The organism is Streptomyces silaceus (assembly GCF_001419745.1).
Classification (GTDB): Bacteria; Actinomycetota; Actinomycetes; order Streptomycetales; family Streptomycetaceae; genus Streptomyces; species Streptomyces silaceus.
On sequence record NZ_LIRJ01000416.1, the window covers coordinates 1 to 19,023 of the forward strand.

Sequence of the window (19,023 nt, forward strand, 5' to 3'; positions counted from 1 at the left end):
TGCGGGCCGTCTCTGCTGTGGGCAGGCGTTCCGCAGGGCGGAACGGGTGGGCACAGCCCACGGTGCCGAGGGGCGATAAAGGAGGCACCCGCCCCGGCGCAGCCGGATTGTGGTGGGTGGTGGTGAAGGGGGCGGCACGCCCGGTGCGGGGAGGCGGTGGGCTCGGCGCAGGGGAGAGGGGCGGAGGCCTCGGGCACGGCGACGTCGTCGCGTTTTGGCGCACAAACCTCGCAAGCCTCACCCGGTTGGGTGATCCCGGCCGAGGAGTTGCCCATTCACATACGGAAGTGACCTTTCGGCGGTGCCGGAACGCCCGTGCGGACTGGCATCCTTGGCGCAGCATCTGCCCGAGACCCGTCCGAGCACCGACCGACGCAGACCCAGGAGCCCCGGCCACGTGAGCCACGTGAGCAGCCACTCGCCGCACGGACAGACGCCGCTGCACACCGTCCAGGTCCTCGGCGGCGGCAGCGCGGGCAGCAGCGCGCACGTCCGGTCGCTGGCCGCCGGCCTCGCCGCCCGGGGCGTCCGGGTCACCGTGTGCGCCCCCGACGAGGCCGCCCGCGCCTACGACTTCACCGGCACCGGCGCCCGCCACGTCCCCGTCCCCCGTAGCGGCGACCCCGCCTCCGTGGCCGCGCTCCGCGCCGCCTGCGCCGACGCCGACCTCGTCCACGCGCACGGACTGCACGCCGCCCTGCGCGCCTCCGTCGCCCTCACCGGCCGCCGCACCCCGCTCGTCGTCACCTGGCACACCCGCGCCCACGCGGAAGGCGCCCGCGCCCGCGTCCTGCACCTGCTGGAGCGACGCGTCGCCAAGGCCGCCGCCGTGGTCCTCGGCACCTCCTCCGACCTCGTCGACCGGGCCCGCAGCAGGGGAGCGCGCGACGCCCGCCTCGCGGCCGTCGCCCTGCCCGCGCCGCGCCGCCAGGAGGCCATCGAGGAGCCCGACCGCCTCCTGCACAAGGCCCGCGCCGAACTCGGCGCCGTCGACCGCCCGTTGATCCTCGCCGTCGGCGCCCTCGAACGGCACCGCGGCTACGACGTCCTCCTGGACGCCACGCGCGCCTGGCGCCATCTCGACCCGCTGCCCCTGCTCGTCGTCGCGGGCGAGGGGCCCGAGCGGGCCGCTCTGCAACGGCGCATCGAGGACGAGCAGCTCCCCGCCCGTCTGGTGGGGCGCCGCGACGACGTGCCCGAACTCCTCGCGGCCGCCGACCTCGCCGTGCTGCCCAGCAGCTGGGAGTCCCGCTCCGTCCTGGCCCAGGAGGCCCTGCACGCGCGCGTGCCGCTCGTGGCGACCGCGGTCGGCGGTGTTCCCGAACTGGTCGGCGACGCGGCCGAACTCGTCCCCTACGGCGACGCGCACGCCCTCGCCATCGCCGTCGTACGCCTCCTCGCCGACCCGGTGCGCCGCGCCCAGCTGAAGGACCAGGGACAGCTCCAGGCCGCCACGTGGCCGACCGAGGACGAGACCGTCACCCAAGTCCTCAGCGTCTACGACGAGTTGACCCAGCCGCAGGCGTACAGCTGAACTACGGCACGTGCCTGCGGGCCCGCAGCGCCAGGCTCAGCGCGAGCACCGTCTGCGGGTCGTCCAGGTCCGTCCCGAGGAGTTCGCTGATGCGGGCCAGGCGGTTGTACAGCGTCTGGCGGTTCAGGTGCAGCTCGCGTGCCGTCTCCGCCTTGCGGCCCGCGTGCGCCAGATACGTCTGGAGCGTCGGCAGCAGCGGCGGCTTGGAGCGGTCGTCGTGGGCGCGCAGCGGGCCGATCGCGCGGTCCACGAACGCCGCCAGGTCGGGGTGGTCGCGCAGCCGCCACAGCAGCAGGTCGATGTCCAGGCGCCGCGCGTCGTACCAGGGGCGGTCGGACAGGCCCTGCGCGGCCGTCGCCGTCTCCGCCGCGTGCCGCAGCCCCGCCGACGCCGCCGCCCAGCCGCCCGCGACCCCGACCACCACGACCGGCGGCTGCGACCCGGGCCGCCGCATCCCGGCCCGCTCGACGCCCGCGCGCAGCGCGGCCGCCACCCGGTCGGCCACCGCGGTCCGCTCCGACTCCGACCGCAGGCCGAGCAGCAGCGGCACCCGGCCCTCCACGGGACGTACGCCGAGCAGCGCGGGCACCCCCACCGACGCCAGCTCCTCCGCGACCGCGCGCGCCAGCACCGCCCAGCCGCCGCCGGTCGGCAGCCCGTCCGCTGTCCGCATCACCACCGGCAGCAGCGGGCCGTCCGTCGAGCCCGGCTTGAAGCCGAGGACGCGGGCCTGCGCGGGGGCGTCCTCGGCGGTGATCCGGCCCTCGGCGAGGTCGGTGAGGAAGTCGCCCCGGCCGCGCGCCGCGAGCTCCTCCTCCTGACGGGCCTGCATCAGGACCACCGCGAGGCTGCCCGCCGCCCGCTCCGCCGCGATGCGGTGCACCGGCAGCGGCGCCGACTCCACGGCGAGCAGCACCAGACGGGCCCGTACCGAGCCCGCGCCGGGGCCGCCGCCCGGCACGTCGACGATGACCGCGCTCGCGGGCGGGCCCTCCCGGTCGGCGGCGCGGCCCCGCAGGCCCTCCCACACCTGGAGCGGGTCCGCGCACTCGGTGTCCGCCCCGGCGGCGTACAGAAGCTGCCCGTCCGCCGTCTCCAGGAACACCGGGTTGCCGCTGAACTCCGCGAGGATGCCGAGGACCTGGGGGATGCCGCCCCCGCCGAGCAGCGCCTCCGTGCAGCGCCTGTGCACCTCCTCGGCCCGCTGCAACAGCGCGTAGTGGCCGTTGACGATCTCGGTGTGCACCTCTTCGGTGACCGTCACGAACGGCACCTCGCGGTGCAGCTGCACCAGCGGGAGCCCGGCCGCGCGCGCCGTCTCCACGAGCGCGGCGGGCAGCCGGGCGAAGCGCGGCCCCAGCTCGACGACGAGCGCCGCGATGCCCCGCTCGGCGAGCTTGCGCACGAAGGCGCGCTGCTCGGCGGGGCGGGTGCCGAGCCCGAGCCCGGTGGTCAGGAGCAGCTCGCCGCCCTTGAGCAGCGAGGCGATGTTGGGCACCTCGCCCGCGTGCACCCAGCGCACGGTCCGCTGGAGCCGCTCCGCGCCCGCGACGACCTCGGGGAGCCCACCGCGCAGCCCCGGCAGCTCCAGCGCCCGCTGCACGGTGATGCCGCCCTGAGTGGTGGTGCCCTGCGGGCCCTGGGTGCCGTGACTGTCCATGGCGCGGACGCTACCGGGGCCGCGCGGTCCCGGCACATCCCGGTCCTGTGGCGGCCGTGGTACGGCAGTCCGCCGGGGCCGACAACTCGTCGCCCCCGCGCGGCGATTGCGTGACCCCTTGTCACTTGTGGCGTACGTCACTCGACGGCAGGGTGCCCGCCATGGCAGAGCAATCAAGCACACCCGAGGTCCACCGCCTCAAGGCGAACTCCGTCGGCCTCGTGGGCGTGGTCTTCATGGCGGTCGCCACGGCCGCGCCCATCACGGCCATGACCGGCAACCTCCCGATCGCCGTCGGCGCGGGCAACGGCACCGGAGCGCCCGCCGGGTACCTCTTCGCCACGCTCGTCCTGACGGTCTTCTCCGTCGGGTACGTCGCCATGGCCAGGCGGATCACCGCCGCGGGCGCCTTCTACGGCTACATCTCGCACGGCCTCGGCCGCATCGCCGGCATGGCGTCGGGGATGCTCGCCGTCCTCGCGTACATCGTCTTCGAGGCGTCGATCGTCGGGGTCTTCGCGTACTTCGCCCGCACCACCGTCCTCGACCAGCTCGGCGCGGACGTCCCGTGGATCGTGTACGCGGCCGGGATGCTCGCCGTCACGGCCGTCCTCGCCTACTTCGACATCAACCTCACGGCCAAGGCGCTCGGCGTGATGCTCGTCGCGGAGATCGCCGTCCTCTTCGCGGTGGCCACGGCCGTCCTGATCCACGGCGGCGGCCCCGACGGCATCCCCGTCGAGCCCGTCGACCCCAGGAACGCCTTCACCGGCACCTCCGCCGGGCTCGGCCTGTTCTTCGCCTTCTGGTCCTGGGTCGGCTTCGAGTCGACCGCCATGTACGGCGAGGAGTCCCGCGACCCCAAGCGCGTCATCCCGCGCGCCACCCTCGTCTCGGTCGTCGGCGTGGGCCTCTTCTACATCTACGTGTCGTGGATGACCATCGCCGGCAACGGCCTGTCGGGCGCGGTGGAGGTCTCCCGGTCCACCGGCCCTCTCGACCTCTTCTTCGACCCGGCGCGCACCTTCATCGGCGCCTGGGCGGTCGACGCCTTCCAGTGGCTGCTCATCACGGGCTCCTTCGCCTGCGGCATGGCCTTCCACCAGTGCGCGTCGCGCTATCTGTACGCCGTCGGACGCGAGGGCTTCCTGCACCCCGCGCTCGGCCGCACCCACCCCGGCCACGGCTCGCCCTACGTCGCCTCGTTCGTCCAGTCCGTGATCGCCGTCGTCCTGGTGGGCGCCTTCTGGGCCACCGGACAGGACCCGTACGCCGATCTCTACACGCTGCTCGCGATTCTCGGCACGATGGCCATCCTCCTCGTGCAGACCCTGTGCTCCTTCGCCGTGATCGGCTACTTCCGGCGCCACCACCCCGAGGACCGGCACTGGTTCAGGACCCTGCTCGCCCCGCTGCTCGGCGGCATCGGCATGATCGCCGTCGTCGTGCTCCTGGTCGTCAACATGGACACCGCGGCGGGCGCGGCGGCCGACTCGCTCTTCTTCGAGGCCATCCCGTGGATCGTCGGCCTGGTCTTCTTCGGCGGCCTCGCGCTCGGCCTGTACCTGCGGGCCAGGCACCCGCACCGCTACGAGATCATCGGCCGGATCGTCCTGGAGGACGCGGCCGAACGCGCGGACGGCGACGGGCCGAGGCCCGTCGCCGTCCGGGACGGAGCGGAGCCCTAGCCGCCGTACGCCCCCGAAGCGGTCAGCCGCAGTGCCGTGTCGATCAGCGGCACGTGGCTGAACGCCTGCGGGAAGTTGCCGACCTGGCGCTGCAGGCGGGGGTCCCACTCCTCGGCGAGCAGTCCCAGGTCGTTGCGGAGCGCGAGGAGCTTCTCGAAGAGCTTGCGGGCCTCGTCGACCCGCCCGATCATCGCCAGGTCGTCGGCCATCCAGAACGAGCAGGCAAGGAACGCGCCCTCGTCGCCCTCCAGGCCGTCCACGCCCGCGTCGTCACCGGAGGTCGGGTAGCGCAGGATGAACCCGTCGGGCGTGGACAGCTCGCGCTGGATCGCCTCGATGGTGCCGATGACGCGCTTGTCGTCCGGCGGCAGGAAGCCCATCTGCGGGATCAGGAGCAGCGAGGCGTCCAGCTCCTTGGAGCCGTACGACTGCGTGAAGGTGTTCCGCTCCTTGTCGTAGCCCTTCTCGCACACGTCCCGGTGGATGTCGTCGCGCAGGTCGCGCCACTTCTCCAGCGGGCCGTCCGCGTCGCCGGACTCGATGAGCTTGATGGTGCGGTCCACCGCGACCCAGGCCATCACCTTGGAGTGCACGAAGTGGCGGCGCGGGCCGCGCACCTCCCAGATGCCCTCGTCCGGCTCGTCCCAGTGGTCCTCCAGGTAGCGGATCAGCTTGAGCTGGAGCAGCGAGGCGTAGTCGTTGCGGGCCAGGCCCGTCATGTGCGCCAGGTGGAGGGCCTCGGTGACCTCGCCGTACACGTCCAGCTGGAGCTGGTGCGCGGCGCCGTTGCCCGCCCGGACCGGCCGGGAGTCCTCGTACCCGGGCAGCCAGTCGAGCTCGGTCTCGCCGAGCTCGCGCTCGCCCGCGATGCCGTACATGATCTGCAGGTTGTCCGGGTCGCCCGCGACCGCCCGCAGGAGCCACTCGCGCCAGGCGCGGGCCTCCTCGCGGTAGCCGGTGCGCAGCAGCGAGGAGAGCGTGATGGCGGCGTCGCGCAGCCAGGTGAAGCGGTAGTCCCAGTTGCGCGAGCCCCCGATGTCCTCGGGCAGCGAGGTGGTGGGCGCCGCGACGATCCCGCCGGTCGGCGCGTAGGTGAGCGCCTTCAGCGTGATCAGCGAGCGGACCACGGCCTCCCGGTAGGGGCCGTGGTACGTACAGTGCTCGACCCACTCCCGCCAGAACGTCTCCGTGGCGGTGAGCGCCGCCTCCGGCTCGGGCAGCGCGGGCGGCTCCTTGTGCGAGGGCTGCCACGAGATCGTGAACGCGATCCGGTCACCCGGCGCCACGGTGAAGTCCGAGTAGGTGGTGAGGTCCTTGCCGAAGGTCTCGGCGGACGTGTCCAGCCATACGGAGTCGGGGCCCGCGACGGCCACCGTGCGCCCGTCGACCTTGTGCACCCAGGGCACCACACGGCCGTAGCTGAACCGCATGCGCAGGGCCGAGCGCATCGGCACCCGGCCGCTGACGCCCTCGACGATCCGCACCAGCTGCGGGGCGTCGGTGTCGCGCGGCGGCATGAAATCGATCACGCGGACGGTGCCGCGTGAGGTGTCCCACTCGGATTCGAGCACCAGGGAGTCGCCGCGATAGGTGCGGCGCGCGGCAGCCGGCGGCTGCGCCTCCGGGCTGTGTGCGGGCCCAAGGCGCCAGAAGCCGTGCTCCTCGGTGCCCAACAGGCCGGCGAATACGGCGTGGGAGTCGAAGCGGGGCAGGCACAGCCAGTCGACTGTGCCGTCCCGGCAGACCAGGGCAGCGGTCTGCATGTCTCCGATGAGTGCGTAGTCCTCGATGCGCCCGGCCACGTGCATCTCCAGTCGAACGGCCACGTTCGCCCCGCGGGGCGCTTACTGGTCAGCGGTCAAGTGATCGTTGACGAGCGCTAGTTCCGGGTGCAAGGCGGGGTGATGCCGTGTGCCGGATGGGGCTCGGCAGCGAGTGTCCGAGCAGGATACGACGCACCCTAGTGATCTGTGCGCCCCTCTTGGCAACGAGGCTCCGCCGAACGGGTGAGCGCCAGGTGAGAGGTGGTGCGCCCGGGGACACGAGGGGTGTGCGCGTGCCGTGACGGTGTTGTGTGCGCCCGGTGGCGGAGCGTGGCCGGAAGCAGCCTCGCCGCGTCGCTGATACCCTGGTAGCCCGTGAGCCGGTGGTCCTAGAACCCCCGAACCGCAGCGACGGCACCTCCCCCGAATCCCTGGTGAGGGCGCCGGTACGCACCTCCAGACCGCGACCACGGGAGCCCCCTCTTGGCCATGCAGCCCAAGTCCACGACGACCAAGCACATCTTCGTCACCGGGGGTGTCGCGTCCTCCCTCGGCAAGGGGCTGACCGCCTCCAGCCTGGGCGCGCTGCTCAAGGCGCGGGGTCTGCGGGTCACGATGCAGAAGCTCGACCCGTACCTGAACGTCGACCCGGGCACGATGAACCCGTTCCAGCACGGCGAGGTGTTCGTCACGAACGACGGCGCCGAGACCGACCTGGACATCGGCCACTATGAGCGCTTCCTCGACGTCGACCTCGACGGTTCGGCGAACGTGACCACCGGCCAGGTCTACTCCCAGGTGATCGCCAAGGAGCGGCGCGGCGAGTACCTCGGCGACACCGTCCAGGTCATCCCGCACATCACCAACGAGATCAAGCACCGCATCCGCCGCATGGCCACCGACGACGTCGACGTGGTCATCACGGAGGTCGGCGGCACGGTCGGCGACATCGAGTCCCTGCCGTTCCTGGAGACCGTCCGCCAGGTCCGCCACGAGGTCGGCCGCGACAACGTCTTCGTCGTGCACATCTCGCTGCTGCCCTACATCGGCCCCTCCGGCGAGCTGAAGACCAAGCCGACCCAGCACTCCGTGGCCGCGCTGCGCAACATCGGCATCCAGCCCGACGCGATCGTGCTGCGCGCCGACCGCGAGGTGCCCACCGCCATCAAGCGCAAGATCTCGCTGATGTGCGACGTCGACGAGGCCGCCGTGGTCGCCGCCATCGACGCCAAGTCGATCTACGACATCCCGAAGGTCCTGCACACCGAGGGCCTCGACGCCTACGTGGTGCGCAAGCTCGACCTGCCCTTCCGCGACGTCGACTGGACCCAGTGGGACGACCTGCTGGACCGCGTGCACAACCCGAAGCACGAGGTCACCGTCGCGCTGGTCGGCAAGTACATCGACCTGCCCGACGCCTACCTCTCGATCACCGAGGCCATGCGCGCCGGCGGCTTCGCCAACAAGGCCCGCGTCAAGGTCAAGTGGGTCACCTCGGACGACTGCAAGACCCCGGCGGGCGCCAAGAAGCAGCTCGGCGACGTCGACGCGATCCTCATCCCCGGCGGCTTCGGCGACCGCGGTGTGAACGGCAAGATCGGCGCCATCCAGTACGCCCGCGAGAACAAGGTGCCGCTGCTCGGCATCTGCCTCGGCCTGCAGTGCATCGTCATCGAGGCCGCCCGCAACCTCGCGGACATCCCGGACGCCAACTCCACCGAGTTCGACGCCGCCACCGCCCACCCGGTGATCTCCACCATGGCCGAGCAGCTCGACATCGTCGCGGGCGAGGGCGACATGGGCGGCACCATGCGCCTGGGCATGTACCCGGCCAAGCTGGCCGAGGGCTCCATCGCGCGCGAGGTGTACGACGGCAAGGAGTACGTCGAGGAGCGCCACCGCCACCGCTACGAGGTGAACAACTCCTACCGCGCCGAGCTGGAGAAGAAGGCCGGTCTGCAGTTCTCCGGCACCTCCCCGGACGGCAAGCTCGTCGAGTACGTCGAGTACCCGCGCGAGGTGCACCCCTACCTGGTCGCCACCCAGGCGCACCCGGAGCTGCGGTCCCGTCCGACCCGTCCGCACCCGCTCTTCGCCGGTCTCGTGAAGGCCGCCGTCGAGCGCAAGACGGGCGGCAAGCAGGGCAAGTAACACCAGAGCGATACGGTTGCCGGGGTGCGTGTCTTCCACGACACGCACCCCGGTTCCTGTTTGCACGTGTGGGAGGACAGCGCGACATGACGATCAAGGACACCGCCGAGGAGTGGCGGATCACGGAGACGCGGACCCCGTTCGTCGGCAACAAGACCTCCGTGCGCGTCGACGGCGTCGTCATGCCCGACGGGTCCGTCGCCCACCGCGACTACCAGGTCCACCCCGGCTCGGTGGCCGTCCTCGCGCTGGACGACGCGGGCCGCGTCCTGGTCATCCGCCAGTACCGCCACCCCGTCCGCCACAAGCTCTGGGAGATCCCCGCGGGCCTGCTCGACGTCCCCGGCGAGAACCCCCTGCACGCCGCCCAGCGCGAGCTCTACGAGGAGGCGCACGTCAAGGCCGAGGACTGGCGCGTCCTCACCGACGTCTACACCACCCCGGGCGGCTGCGACGAGGCCGTGCGCGTCTTCCTGGCCCGCGACCTGGCCGAGGCCGAGGGGGAGCGGTTCGAGGTCTCCGAGGAGGAGGCCGACATGGAGCTCCAGCGCGTCCCGCTGGAGGAGCTCGTGCGCGGTGTCCTCGCGGGGGAACTGCACAACAACTGCCTGGTGGTCGGCGTCCTCTCGCTGTACGCGGCGCTCAAGGGCGACGGCCTCGACGCGCTGCGCCCGGCCGAGGCGCCCTGGCCGGCCCGCCCCTTCGAGGCGTAGGCCCGCCCCGGGCAGGCCCTTCACCACGTTCCGATATGACGATCCACTGATCCGATCGGGCGACTTGTGCGTGCCGCGCAACCGGGAGCGCCGCGGGGCCTGAACTAGGCTCTGAAAGCGTCCCGACCGGAGTCCCGGCGGGTTCGTGCGCAGGGACGGGAGCGTGGCCCGTGACGGATCAGGCGGTCGACACGGACGGTGCGGCGGCGGGCGGCGCCGTGCCGTCGCCGGCGGGTGCCGCGCTGGAGCCGACGAAGAATCAGTTCGTCGGCAGGCGCCGGGAGTTGAAAGAGCTCCGGGCCGACATCGACCGGGCCGGACTGGACACCCTGTCGGGCCGCAAGGCGCCTCGCGCGCGTGTCCTGCTCGTCGCGGGCCGGCCCGGCTCCGGCCGTACCGCGCTCGCCGAGGAACTCGCCCGGCAGCTCGCGGACGACTACCCCGACGGAGTGCTGCGCGCCCGGCTCACCGAGCCCGACGGCGCCCCGGTCCCCACGGAGCGCACCGCCCGCGAACTGCTCGACGCCCTGGACGTGCCCGCGCCGCCCGGAGCCGACGAGGACCACCTCACCGAGGCGCTCAGGGGCGCCCTCAAGGACCGGCGCGCCCTGCTCGTCCTCGACGACGCCGCCGACGCCGAGCAGGTCGACCCGCTCCTCCCGGACACCCCCGACTGTCTGGTCGTCGCCGTCTCCGAGGGGCCGCTCACCGGCATCCCCGACGTGCGGCCGTGCACGCTCGGCGGCCTGGACAAGCCGGCCGCCGTGGAGCTGCTGGCCCGCGCCGCGGGACCCGTGCGCATCACCGTCGACCCGCGCTCGGCGGAGTCCCTGGTCGAGGCGTGCCAGGCGCATCCGGCCACCCTCGTGCTCGCCGGGGGCTGGCTCGCGGCACGGCCCAAGGCCGCCGTCGCCGACCTGGCCAAGCAGGTGTACGACCTGCCCGACGAGGGCTCGGCCCTCGCCCGTGTCTTCGCCCACACCTACGCCTCACTGCCCGCGCCCGCCGCGCGGATACTGCGATTCCTCTCCCTCGCCCCGGCCGGCCACGTCGACCCGCACACCGCGTCCGCCCTCGCGGGCTGCTCGGTCTCCGCGGCCCGCGCCACGCTCGACGACTTCGTCGGGCTCGGGCTCGTGCGGGCCGTCGCCTCGCCGCTCCCGCAGTACGAGGTGCCGGGGTGCCTGGTGCCGCTCCTGCGGGCCCGCACCGAGAGCCAGGACCGGCCGGCCGAGGTCCAGCTGGCCAGGGCCCGGATGCTGGAGCGGACCGTGCGTCTGCTGCAGTCCTGCCGGGCGATCACGGAGCCCGACGGCTCGGCCGCCCGCAAGAAGCTCGCCGGGCTGCCGCGCGCGCTGCGCTTCCCCAGTCCCCGCGCGGCAGCCGAGTGGCTGCGGATCCGGCAGCCCGCCCTGCTCGCCGCCGCCCGTCTCGCGGTCGCCGACGGCGAGCTGGACACCCTCGCGCGGCGCCTGATGGCGGCCCTGACCCGGGCGCTGGTCGCGCACCGCGGCACCGAGGACGCGGCGCCGGAGCTGTACGGCATCCACCGTCTGGTCCTGGACGTGGCCGAGCGGCGGGACCTGCCGCGCGAGCGGGCCGCCGCGCTCCTGAACCTCGCGGACCTGGACGCGCGGACGGGCCGGACGCAGGACGCGCTGGCGCGTTACCGGGCGGCGCTGGACGCGGGGCGCGAGGCCGCGGATCCGTACGCCACCGGACGCGCGATGGAATCCGTAGGCGGTGCCTACCAGGAGCTGGGGGACTGGCAGCGGGCCGCGGACTGGTTCGGGCGGGCGCTCGCCCAGCGGCTGGCCCGCGGCGAGCGCACCGACGCGGCCCGCCTCTACGGCCGGATCGGCACCGTGCACACCTACGCGGGGCGCTACGGGGAGGCGCTGCGCAGCTGGAGCTCGGCGGTCACCGGCCACCGCAAGAACGGCGATGTGGCCGCCCAGGCGCGGGCGTTGAGCGAGATGGCGCGCGTGCAGGAGTACGCGGGACGGCCCGAGGAATCCCTGCGCACCTGCCAGGACGCCGTCGAGTGGGCGCGGCACGCCAAGGACGTACGCCTGCAGGCCGCGCTGCAGCTCCGGCTCGCGGACACCCTGGAGCGGCTGGGCGACCCGGCGGCGGCCCGGCTGCACCGGGGCGCGGCCGAGCGCATGCTGGGAGCGGAGCTCCCGGAGGACGCGAGGCTTGAATCGAACGGTGGAGCACAGCCTTCCGCCTACGAAATCCGTAGCGCATCCGCAGAAGATTGAAGTATTGAAAGGCTAGACAGCGAGAAATCCTTCATTAGACTGGCTCCGCCGCGCACTTCCGTGGTGTCCCCCGCTGCGCCCTCGTGTGCACCGGTCTGTAACGCATTGCCCGAAACATCCCCTGAGCCAAGGACCGTGATCGACGATGAAGGTCGGCATCCCCCGCGAGGTCAAGAACAACGAGTTCCGGGTGGCCATCACCCCCGCCGGTGTGCACGAGCTGGTGCGCCACGGCCACCAGGTCGTCATCGAGCGGAACGCCGGCGTCGGCTCCTCGATCACGGACGCCGAGTACGTCTCGGCCGGTGCCAAGATCCTGGACACCGCCGACGAGGTCTGGGCCACCGCCGACCTGCTCCTGAAGGTCAAGGAGCCCATCGCCGAGGAGTACCACCGCCTCCGCAAGGACCAGACGCTCTTCACCTACCTGCACCTGGCCGCCTCCAAGGAGTGCACGGACGCGCTCCTGGAGTCGGGCACGACCGCCATCGCGTACGAGACGGTGGAGACCGCGAACCGCGCGCTCCCGCTGCTCGCCCCGATGTCCGAGGTCGCGGGCCGCCTGGCCCCGCAGGTCGGCGCCTACCACCTGATGGCCGCCAACGGCGGCCGCGGCGTCCTGCCGGGCGGCGTCCCGGGCGTGGCCGCGGGCAAGGCCGTCGTCATCGGCGGCGGCGTCTCCGGCTGGAACGCCGCGCAGATCGCCATCGGCATGGGCTTCCACGTGACCCTGCTCGACAAGGACATCAACAAGCTCAAGGAAGCCGACAAGATCTTCGGCACGAAGATCCAGACCGTCGTCTCCAACGCCTTCGAGCTGGAGAAGGCCTGCCTGGAGGCCGACCTCGTCATCGGTGCCGTCCTCATCCCGGGCGCCAAGGCCCCGAAGCTCGTCACCAACGAGCTCGTCTCGCGCATGAAGCCCGGAAGTGTCCTTGTCGACATCGCGATCGACCAGGGCGGCTGCTTCGAGGACTCGCACGCCACCACGCACGCCGAGCCGACCTTCCCGGTCCACGGCTCGGTCTTCTACTGCGTCGCCAACATGCCCGGCGCGGTGCCCAACACCTCGACCTATGCGCTGACCAACGCGACGATGCCGTACATCGTCGAGCTGGCGAACCGCGGCTGGGTCGAGGCCCTGCGCCGCGACCCGGCGCTCGCCCTGGGTCTCAACACCCATGACGGCAAGGTCGTTTACAAGGAGGTCGCCGAGGCCCACGGTCTCGAGCACGTCGAGCTGGAGTCGCTCCTCGGCTGACCCGGGTGACCGACTCCGGTCGGTCTCCGACACTTTCGTCAACGAAAGTCGTCAATCTCACGCCAGCGGCCGGACCTTGAGAGGGGTCCGGCCGTATGCGTATCGGTGCGGACATGCTCAACTGGCCTTGAACGTAACCCTTTAACCGTTTCGCCCACCCCTGAAACGTGCCGACGGCACGCCATACGCCCTTGACATCAGGGTGTTCCTTTGCCGACACATCGGGTCCGGTCCGGCGGATTGTGTTGCTGTGGACCGGTGACACGCCATAGAGTCGCCAACCGTCGGCATGGTGCCACGCTGACCTATCGAGAAATTTCCTGGTCACCAAGGAGGTAAGACGACTTGTGAATGAGTCGACATTTGCTCCCGGGGGTGGTCAACCAGGAACGTCTGAGCGGGGCCAAGGACCCGTGGGGCTCGAGGCCGTCGGCTCCGTCGCTGTCCGCACCTTCGAAGCCCGGCAGATCCCCCAGCCGACACAGCCAGTACCCCAGAGCATGGATGGCCATCACGTGAACGCCATGGCCGGCGACCGGAGTGGCGATGACACCCACACCCACCTCGCCGACTACGAGGAACTGCCCCAGGGGCACTTCTACGACCCCGACGCCGAGTACGAGCCCGACCCGGAGTACGCGGCCACGCTCGCGCCGGACGCCGCCCGTCAGCGCCGCGAGCGCATCGGCCCGACGGGGCGCCCGCTGCCGTACTTCCCGATCCCGGGACCGCTGACCGACCACGGTCCGGCGAAGATCATCGCGATGTGCAACCAGAAGGGCGGCGTCGGCAAGACGACGTCGACCATCAACCTCGGGGCGGCCCTCGCGGAGTACGGACGCCGTGTCCTGCTCGTCGACTTCGACCCGCAGGGCGCCCTCTCCGTGGGCCTCGGGGTCAACCCGATGGAGCTGGACCTGACGGTCTACAACCTCCTCATGGAACGCGGCATGTCCGCGGACGAGGTGCTCCTGAAGACGGCGGTCCCGAACATGGACCTGCTGCCCAGCAACATCGACCTCTCGGCCGCCGAAGTGCAGCTGGTGAGCGAGGTCGCGCGCGAGTCCACCCTGCAGCGGGCGCTCAAGCCGCTGATGCAGGACTACGACTACATCGTGATCGACTGTCAGCCCTCGCTCGGCCTGCTCACCGTGAACGCCCTGACGGCCGCTCACAAGGTGATCGTGCCGCTGGAGTGCGAGTTCTTCGCGCTGCGCGGTGTGGCCCTGCTGACCGAGACCATCGAGAAGGTCCAGGAGCGGCTCAACCCCGACCTGGAGCTCGACGGCATCCTCGCGACCATGTACGACTCCCGCACGGTGCACAGCCGTGAGGTGCTCGCGCGCGTGGTCGAGGCCTTCGACGACCACGTCTACCACACGGTCATCGGGCGGACGGTCCGCTTCCCGGAGACCACGGTCGCCGGTGAGCCGATCACGACGTACGCGTCCAACTCGGTGGGCGCGGCAGCCTATCGCCAGCTCGCCAGGGAGGTGCTCGCCCGGTGTCACGCCGAGTGAGTCTGCCCGGGGCCGACGAACTGTTCCGTACGACCGGGGGGATGGCGCTCCAGTCGTCGTCGCCGCGCCGCCAGGCGAACGGCGAGGCGAGGGTGCCCGCGCCCGCGGGCGAGAGCGACGAGACCGCCGCCTCGGCCGAGGACGCGGCGGCGCAGGGCGACGGCGGCGAGCCCGCCGAACACGCGGCCACGGACGCCGAGTCGGGCGCCGAGTCGCGCAGCCGGGCGGCGGCCGCCGCCGAGGGCGAGAAGGGCGCGGGACGCCGACCGGCCGGGGCGCAGGAAGGTTCGGCCAACCAGGGCTCCGGGAAGTCCGGCGGGTCCTCGACCGCGCAGGCGCGGCGGCGGGCACGGGCCGCGAACCGGCGGCCCAGCGGGCGGGAACGGCACGACGAGAAGATCACCGTGTACGTCTCCGCCGAGGAGCTGATGGACCTCGAACACGCGCGGCTCGTGCTGCGCGGCGAGCACGGGCTCGCGGTGGACCGCGGGCGGATCGTGCGGGAGGCGGTCGCCGTCGTGCTCGCCGATCTGGAGTCCCGTGGGGACGCGAGCATTCTCGTGCGGCGGCTTCGCGGGCGGTAGAGGTAGCGTTCACTGGCGATGCGCCTGAACGATGACTCCGTACCGTCCCCCGTTTCTCGGCGCCGCGCCCTGGGGCGCGGCCCCGGGGCGGCTCCTACGGAGCCGGAGGCGCAGCCTGTGGTCGAGGCCGGTTCGTCTTCTGCGGACCGTGGGCGGTTGTGCCCACCCGTTCCGCCGTGCGGAACGCCTGCCCACAACCGCGGCAGCGACTCCGTAGAGCCCCCGGTCGACCCCGGTGACGGGCGGTTCAAGGTTCGCCTTGCGAACTTCGAGGGCCCCTTCGATCTGCTGCTGCAGCTCATCTCCAAGCACAAGCTGGACGTCACCGAGGTCGCGCTGTCCAAGGTGACCGACGAGTTCATGGCGCACATCCGGGCCATGGGATCCGACTGGGACCTGGACCAGGCGACCGAGTTCCTCGTGGTCGCGGCGACCCTGCTCGACCTGAAGGCGGCCCGGCTGCTGCCCGCCGCCGAGGTGGAGGACGAGGCCGACCTGGCGCTGCTGGAAGCCCGTGACCTGCTGTTCGCGCGGCTGCTGCAGTACCGCGCGTACAAGCGGATCGCGGACATCTTCAGCGGGCGGCTCGACGAGGAGGCGCGGCGCTATCCGCGGACCGTGGGCCTGGAGCCCCACCACGCCGAGCTGCTGCCCGAGGTCGTCATCAGCATCGGGGCGGAAGGATTCGCCAAGCTCGCCGTCAAGGCGATGCAGCCGCGCGCGAAGCCGCAGGTGTACGTCGACCACATCCACGCCCCGCTCGTCTCCGTGCGCGAGCAGGCCGCCGTCGTGGTGGCGCGGCTGCGGGAGCGGGGCGAGCTGAGCTTCCGGGTGCTCGTGGAGGACGTGGGGGAGGACACCCTCACCGTCGTCGCCCGCTTCCTGGCGCTCCTGGAGCTGTACCGCGAGAAGGCCGTCGCCCTGGACCAGGAGGACCCCCTGGGCGAGCTGATGGTGCGGTGGACCGGCGGCGACGGCGACGAGGAGCCGACCGTGACCGACGAGTTCGACCGGGCCCCCGAGCCGGCGAAGGACGAGGAGAAGGCATGAGTGCGCAGAGCCCGGCGGGCGATCTCGCCGGTGCCGTCGCGGAGCTCGCACTGCGGCCCGCGCTGGAGGCCGTCCTGATGGTGGTCGACGAGCCGGCCACCGAGGAGCACCTCGCGAAGATCCTGCAGCGGCCCCGGCGTCAGGTCGCCGACGCGCTGCGGGAGCTCGCCGACGAGTACACCGTGCAGAAGCGGGGCTTCGAGCTGCGGCTCGTGGCGGGCGGCTGGCGGTTCTACACGCGGCCCGAGTACGCGGCCGCCGTGGAGGGCTTCGTCCTGGACGGGCAGCAGGCCCGGCTCACCCAGGCGGCCCTGGAGACCCTCGCGGTCGTCGCGTACCGCCAGCCGGTCAGCCGCTCCCGGGTCTCCGCGGTGCGCGGGGTCAACTGCGACGGCGTGATGCGCACGCTCCTGCAGAGGGGACTGGTGGAGGAGGCGGGCGCGGAACCCGAAACAGGTGCGATCCTGTACAGGACGACGAACTACTTCCTGGAGCGGATGGGCCTGCGCGGCCTGGACGAGCTCCCCGAGCTCGCGCCCTTCCTCCCCGAGGCGGACGCGATCGAGGCGGACACGCTGGAAGGGGTTCCGTCGTTCGACCCGGACGCGCCCGATGCGCCGGGTGCCGAGTACACCGAGCACACAGCCGACTAACGGAAATTTGATGCGAAGCAGCAGCGGCAGGAACAGCAGCGGAAACAACGGCGGGAGCCGTGGTGGCAACAGCGGCGGCCGCGGCGGGAACGGCGGCGGCCGCGGTAACTACCGCGGGGCCGGCAACAACCGCGACGACAAGCAGGGCGGCGGCGGCCGTCCGAAGAAGCCGCGTCCGGAGGAGCGGCGCTACGACGTGGGCCCCGGCGGCACCCAGGACGGCCCGAAGTCGGGCCGCGGCGCCTCGGCGCGCGGCGGTGCCAAGGGCGGTCCGCGGCGCGGTCAGCAGTCCGGCGGCCGCACGGCCCCCTCGCGTTCGCGTGAGTACGAGACGCGGGCCGAGGAGCGCAACCGCGAGCGGTACGCGGGCAAGAAGGACGTCAGGCTCCCCAAGACCTTCCCCGGCGCCGAGCAGGAGGGCGAGCGGCTCCAGAAGGTGCTCGCCCGCGCCGGTTACGGCTCGCGGCGCGCCTGCGAGGAGCTGGTCGACGAGGCCCGCGTCGAGGTCAACGGCGAGATCGTCCTGGAGCAGGGCCTGCGCGTCGACCCCGAGAAGGACGAGATCAAGGTCGACGGCCTGACCGTGGCGACCCAGTCGTACCAGTTCTTCTCGCTGAACAAGCCCGCCGGTGTCGTCTCCACCATGGAGGACACCGAGGGCCGCCAGTGCCTCGGCGACTACGTGACCAACCGCGAGACGCGGCTCTTCCACGTGGGACGGCTCGACACCGAGACCGAGGGCGTCATCCTGCTCACCAACCACGGCGAGCTGGCGCACCGCCTGACGCACCCCAAGTACGGCGTGAAGAAGGTCTACCTCGCGCACATCGTGGGCCCGATCCCGCGCGACCTGGGCAAGCAGCTCAAGGACGGCATCCAGCTGGAGGACGGGTACGCCCGCGCGGACCACTTCCGCGTCGTCGAGCAGACCGGCAAGAACTACCTGGTCGAGGTCACGCTGCACGAGGGCCGCAAGCACATCGTGCGGCGCATGCTCGCCGAGGCGGGCTTCCCGGTCGACAAGCTGGTGCGGGTGGCCTTCGGGCCGATCACGCTGGGCGACCAGAAGTCCGGCTGGCTGCGCCGGCTGTCCAACACCGAGGTCGGCATGCTGATGCAGGAGGTCGACCTCTAGGAGCCTCTCCCGGAGCCCGGCCGCCGAGGAGCCGGGCTCCCGGAGGCCGACTTCCGAAAGTCGGCCTCCGTGCGACGGCACCCCTTGCGTGGGTCACCCCCCTCTCTTTATAGTCAACTGGACCATAAAGAGAGGGGGGTGATCGCGCATGCAGGGATACGACAAACACGCCTTCGAGCCCTTCGCCGTCACCGTCGATCTGGCCGTGTTCACCATCCGCGACGGCGCGCTGCACGTCCTGCTCGTCGAGCGCGGCCAGGAGCCGTACGCCGGACGCTGGGCACTGCCCGGCGGCTTCGTGCTCCCCGACGAGTCGGCCGAGCGGGCCGCCGCGCGCGAGCTGGCCGAGGAGACCGGGATCGCGGACGTCGGCCGGCTCCACCTGGAGCAGGTGCGCACCTACAGCGAACCGGACCGCGATCCGCGCATGCGGGTCGTCTCCGTCTCCTTCGCCGCGCTCGTGCCCGATCCGCCCGAGGTCCGCGGGGGCGGCGACGCGGCCCGCGCGGCCTGGCTGCCCTACAGCCCGACGACCTACCGGCCGCTCGCCTTCGACCACGACCGGATCCTCGCCGACGCCCACGACCGGGTCGGCGCCAAGCTCGAGTACACCGGGCTCGCCACCGCCTTCTGCGCCCCCGAGTTCACGCTCGGCGAGCTGCGCCAGGTCTACGAGGCGGTGTGGGGCGCCGAGCTCGACCCCGCCAACTTCCGGCGCAAGGTCGTCGGCACGGCCGGGCTCGTCGAGGCGATCCCCGGCGCCGCGCGCCTGACCGGCGGGCGCGGCAAGCCCGCGGCCCTCTTCCGGGCCGGCACCGCCACCGCCCTGCACCCGCCGCTGCTCCGGCCCACCCCGGAAGGACCCACCCCATGAAGCGCGCCGCCACCGGATCCCTGATGGGGCTCGCCCTCGGGGACGCGCTCGGCTTCCCGACCGAGTTCAACGACGTCCCGTCGATCCTCACCAAGTGCGGGCCCTGGCGGGAGATGGAACTGCCGCGGCCGGCGATCGTCACGGACGACACGCAGATGACGCTCGCCCTGTGC

The 19,023-nt window shown here is 72.3% G+C and carries 15 protein-coding genes; 13 read left to right on the top strand and 2 right to left on the bottom strand.

All coding sequences use genetic code 11. The features are described 5' to 3' along the window. Positions 1-397 precede the first annotated feature (397 nt). A complete protein-coding gene (locus AOK22_RS31950) occupies positions 398-1,534 on the top strand; it encodes a glycosyltransferase family 4 protein (RefSeq protein WP_055702207.1) in 1,137 nt (378 codons plus the stop codon). A gap of 1 nt (position 1,535) precedes the next feature. On the opposite strand, the gene AOK22_RS31955 is transcribed toward AOK22_RS31950, so the two are convergent. Further along, positions 1,536-3,194 carry a PucR family transcriptional regulator gene (locus AOK22_RS31955; RefSeq protein ID WP_055702208.1) on the bottom strand — a complete coding sequence of 553 codons (1,659 nt, stop codon included), beginning with the start codon at positions 3,192-3,194 and terminating at the stop codon, positions 1,536-1,538. A gap of 161 nt (positions 3,195-3,355) precedes the next feature. On the opposite strand from AOK22_RS31955, the gene AOK22_RS31960 reads away from it, so the two are divergent. Beyond that, complete coding sequence (locus AOK22_RS31960) at positions 3,356-4,882, top strand: APC family permease (RefSeq protein ID WP_055702209.1); 1,527 nt, start codon at positions 3,356-3,358, stop codon at positions 4,880-4,882. Here AOK22_RS31960 and AOK22_RS31965 read toward each other — a convergent pair. Continuing rightward, a complete protein-coding gene (locus tag AOK22_RS31965; protein WP_055702210.1) occupies positions 4,879-6,690 on the bottom strand; it encodes a glycoside hydrolase family 15 protein in 1,812 nt (603 codons plus the stop codon). The genes AOK22_RS31960 and AOK22_RS31965 overlap by 4 nt on opposite strands. Positions 6,691-7,134: 444 nt before the next feature. On the opposite strand from AOK22_RS31965, the gene AOK22_RS31970 reads away from it, so the two are divergent. From AOK22_RS31970 to AOK22_RS40315, 11 genes are all read left to right on the top strand, one after another. Then, positions 7,135-8,796: a CTP synthase gene (locus tag AOK22_RS31970; protein ID WP_055702211.1), complete on the top strand. Its 1,662-nt coding sequence runs from the start codon at positions 7,135-7,137 to the stop codon at positions 8,794-8,796. An 86-nt stretch (positions 8,797-8,882) separates the two neighbouring features. Continuing rightward, a complete protein-coding gene (locus AOK22_RS31975; protein ID WP_055702212.1) occupies positions 8,883-9,509 on the top strand; it encodes an NUDIX domain-containing protein in 627 nt (208 codons plus the stop codon). A 170-nt stretch (positions 9,510-9,679) separates the two neighbouring features. Continuing rightward, positions 9,680-11,773: a tetratricopeptide repeat protein gene (locus AOK22_RS31980; protein WP_079036955.1), complete on the top strand. Its 2,094-nt coding sequence runs from the start codon at positions 9,680-9,682 to the stop codon at positions 11,771-11,773. Positions 11,774-11,918: 145 nt separating this feature from the next. Continuing rightward, on the top strand, positions 11,919-13,034 hold the full coding sequence (gene ald, locus AOK22_RS31985; protein WP_055702213.1) for an alanine dehydrogenase: 1,116 nt from the start codon (positions 11,919-11,921) through the stop codon (positions 13,032-13,034). A 347-nt stretch (positions 13,035-13,381) separates the two neighbouring features. Continuing rightward, complete coding sequence (locus AOK22_RS31990) at positions 13,382-14,554, top strand: ParA family protein (protein WP_079036956.1); 1,173 nt, start codon at positions 13,382-13,384, stop codon at positions 14,552-14,554. Beyond that, positions 14,539-15,138, top strand: a complete 600-nt coding sequence (locus AOK22_RS31995; protein ID WP_079036957.1) for a hypothetical protein — start codon at positions 14,539-14,541, stop codon at positions 15,136-15,138. The genes AOK22_RS31990 and AOK22_RS31995 overlap by 16 nt, the downstream gene beginning before the upstream one ends. Positions 15,139-15,156: 18 nt before the next feature. Beyond that, complete coding sequence (locus AOK22_RS32000; protein WP_079036958.1) at positions 15,157-16,188, top strand: segregation and condensation protein A; 1,032 nt, start codon at positions 15,157-15,159, stop codon at positions 16,186-16,188. Further along, positions 16,185-16,841 carry an SMC-Scp complex subunit ScpB gene (gene scpB / locus AOK22_RS32005; protein WP_055702216.1) on the top strand — a complete coding sequence of 219 codons (657 nt, stop codon included), beginning with the start codon at positions 16,185-16,187 and terminating at the stop codon, positions 16,839-16,841. Before AOK22_RS32000 ends, scpB begins: the two co-directional genes overlap by 4 nt. Before the next feature lie 10 nt (positions 16,842-16,851). Beyond that, the gene (locus AOK22_RS32010; RefSeq protein ID WP_055702217.1) at positions 16,852-17,976 is read left to right on the top strand and encodes a pseudouridine synthase; all 1,125 of its coding nucleotides are present in this window, start codon (positions 16,852-16,854) and stop codon (positions 17,974-17,976) included. A gap of 148 nt (positions 17,977-18,124) precedes the next feature. After that, positions 18,125-18,850, top strand: a complete 726-nt coding sequence (locus tag AOK22_RS32015; RefSeq protein ID WP_055702218.1) for an NUDIX hydrolase — start codon at positions 18,125-18,127, stop codon at positions 18,848-18,850. Further along, a partial coding sequence (locus AOK22_RS40315; protein ID WP_167357907.1) for an ADP-ribosylglycohydrolase family protein occupies positions 18,847-19,023 on the top strand: 177 nt, incomplete at its 3' end. The genes AOK22_RS32015 and AOK22_RS40315, both read left to right, overlap by 4 nt.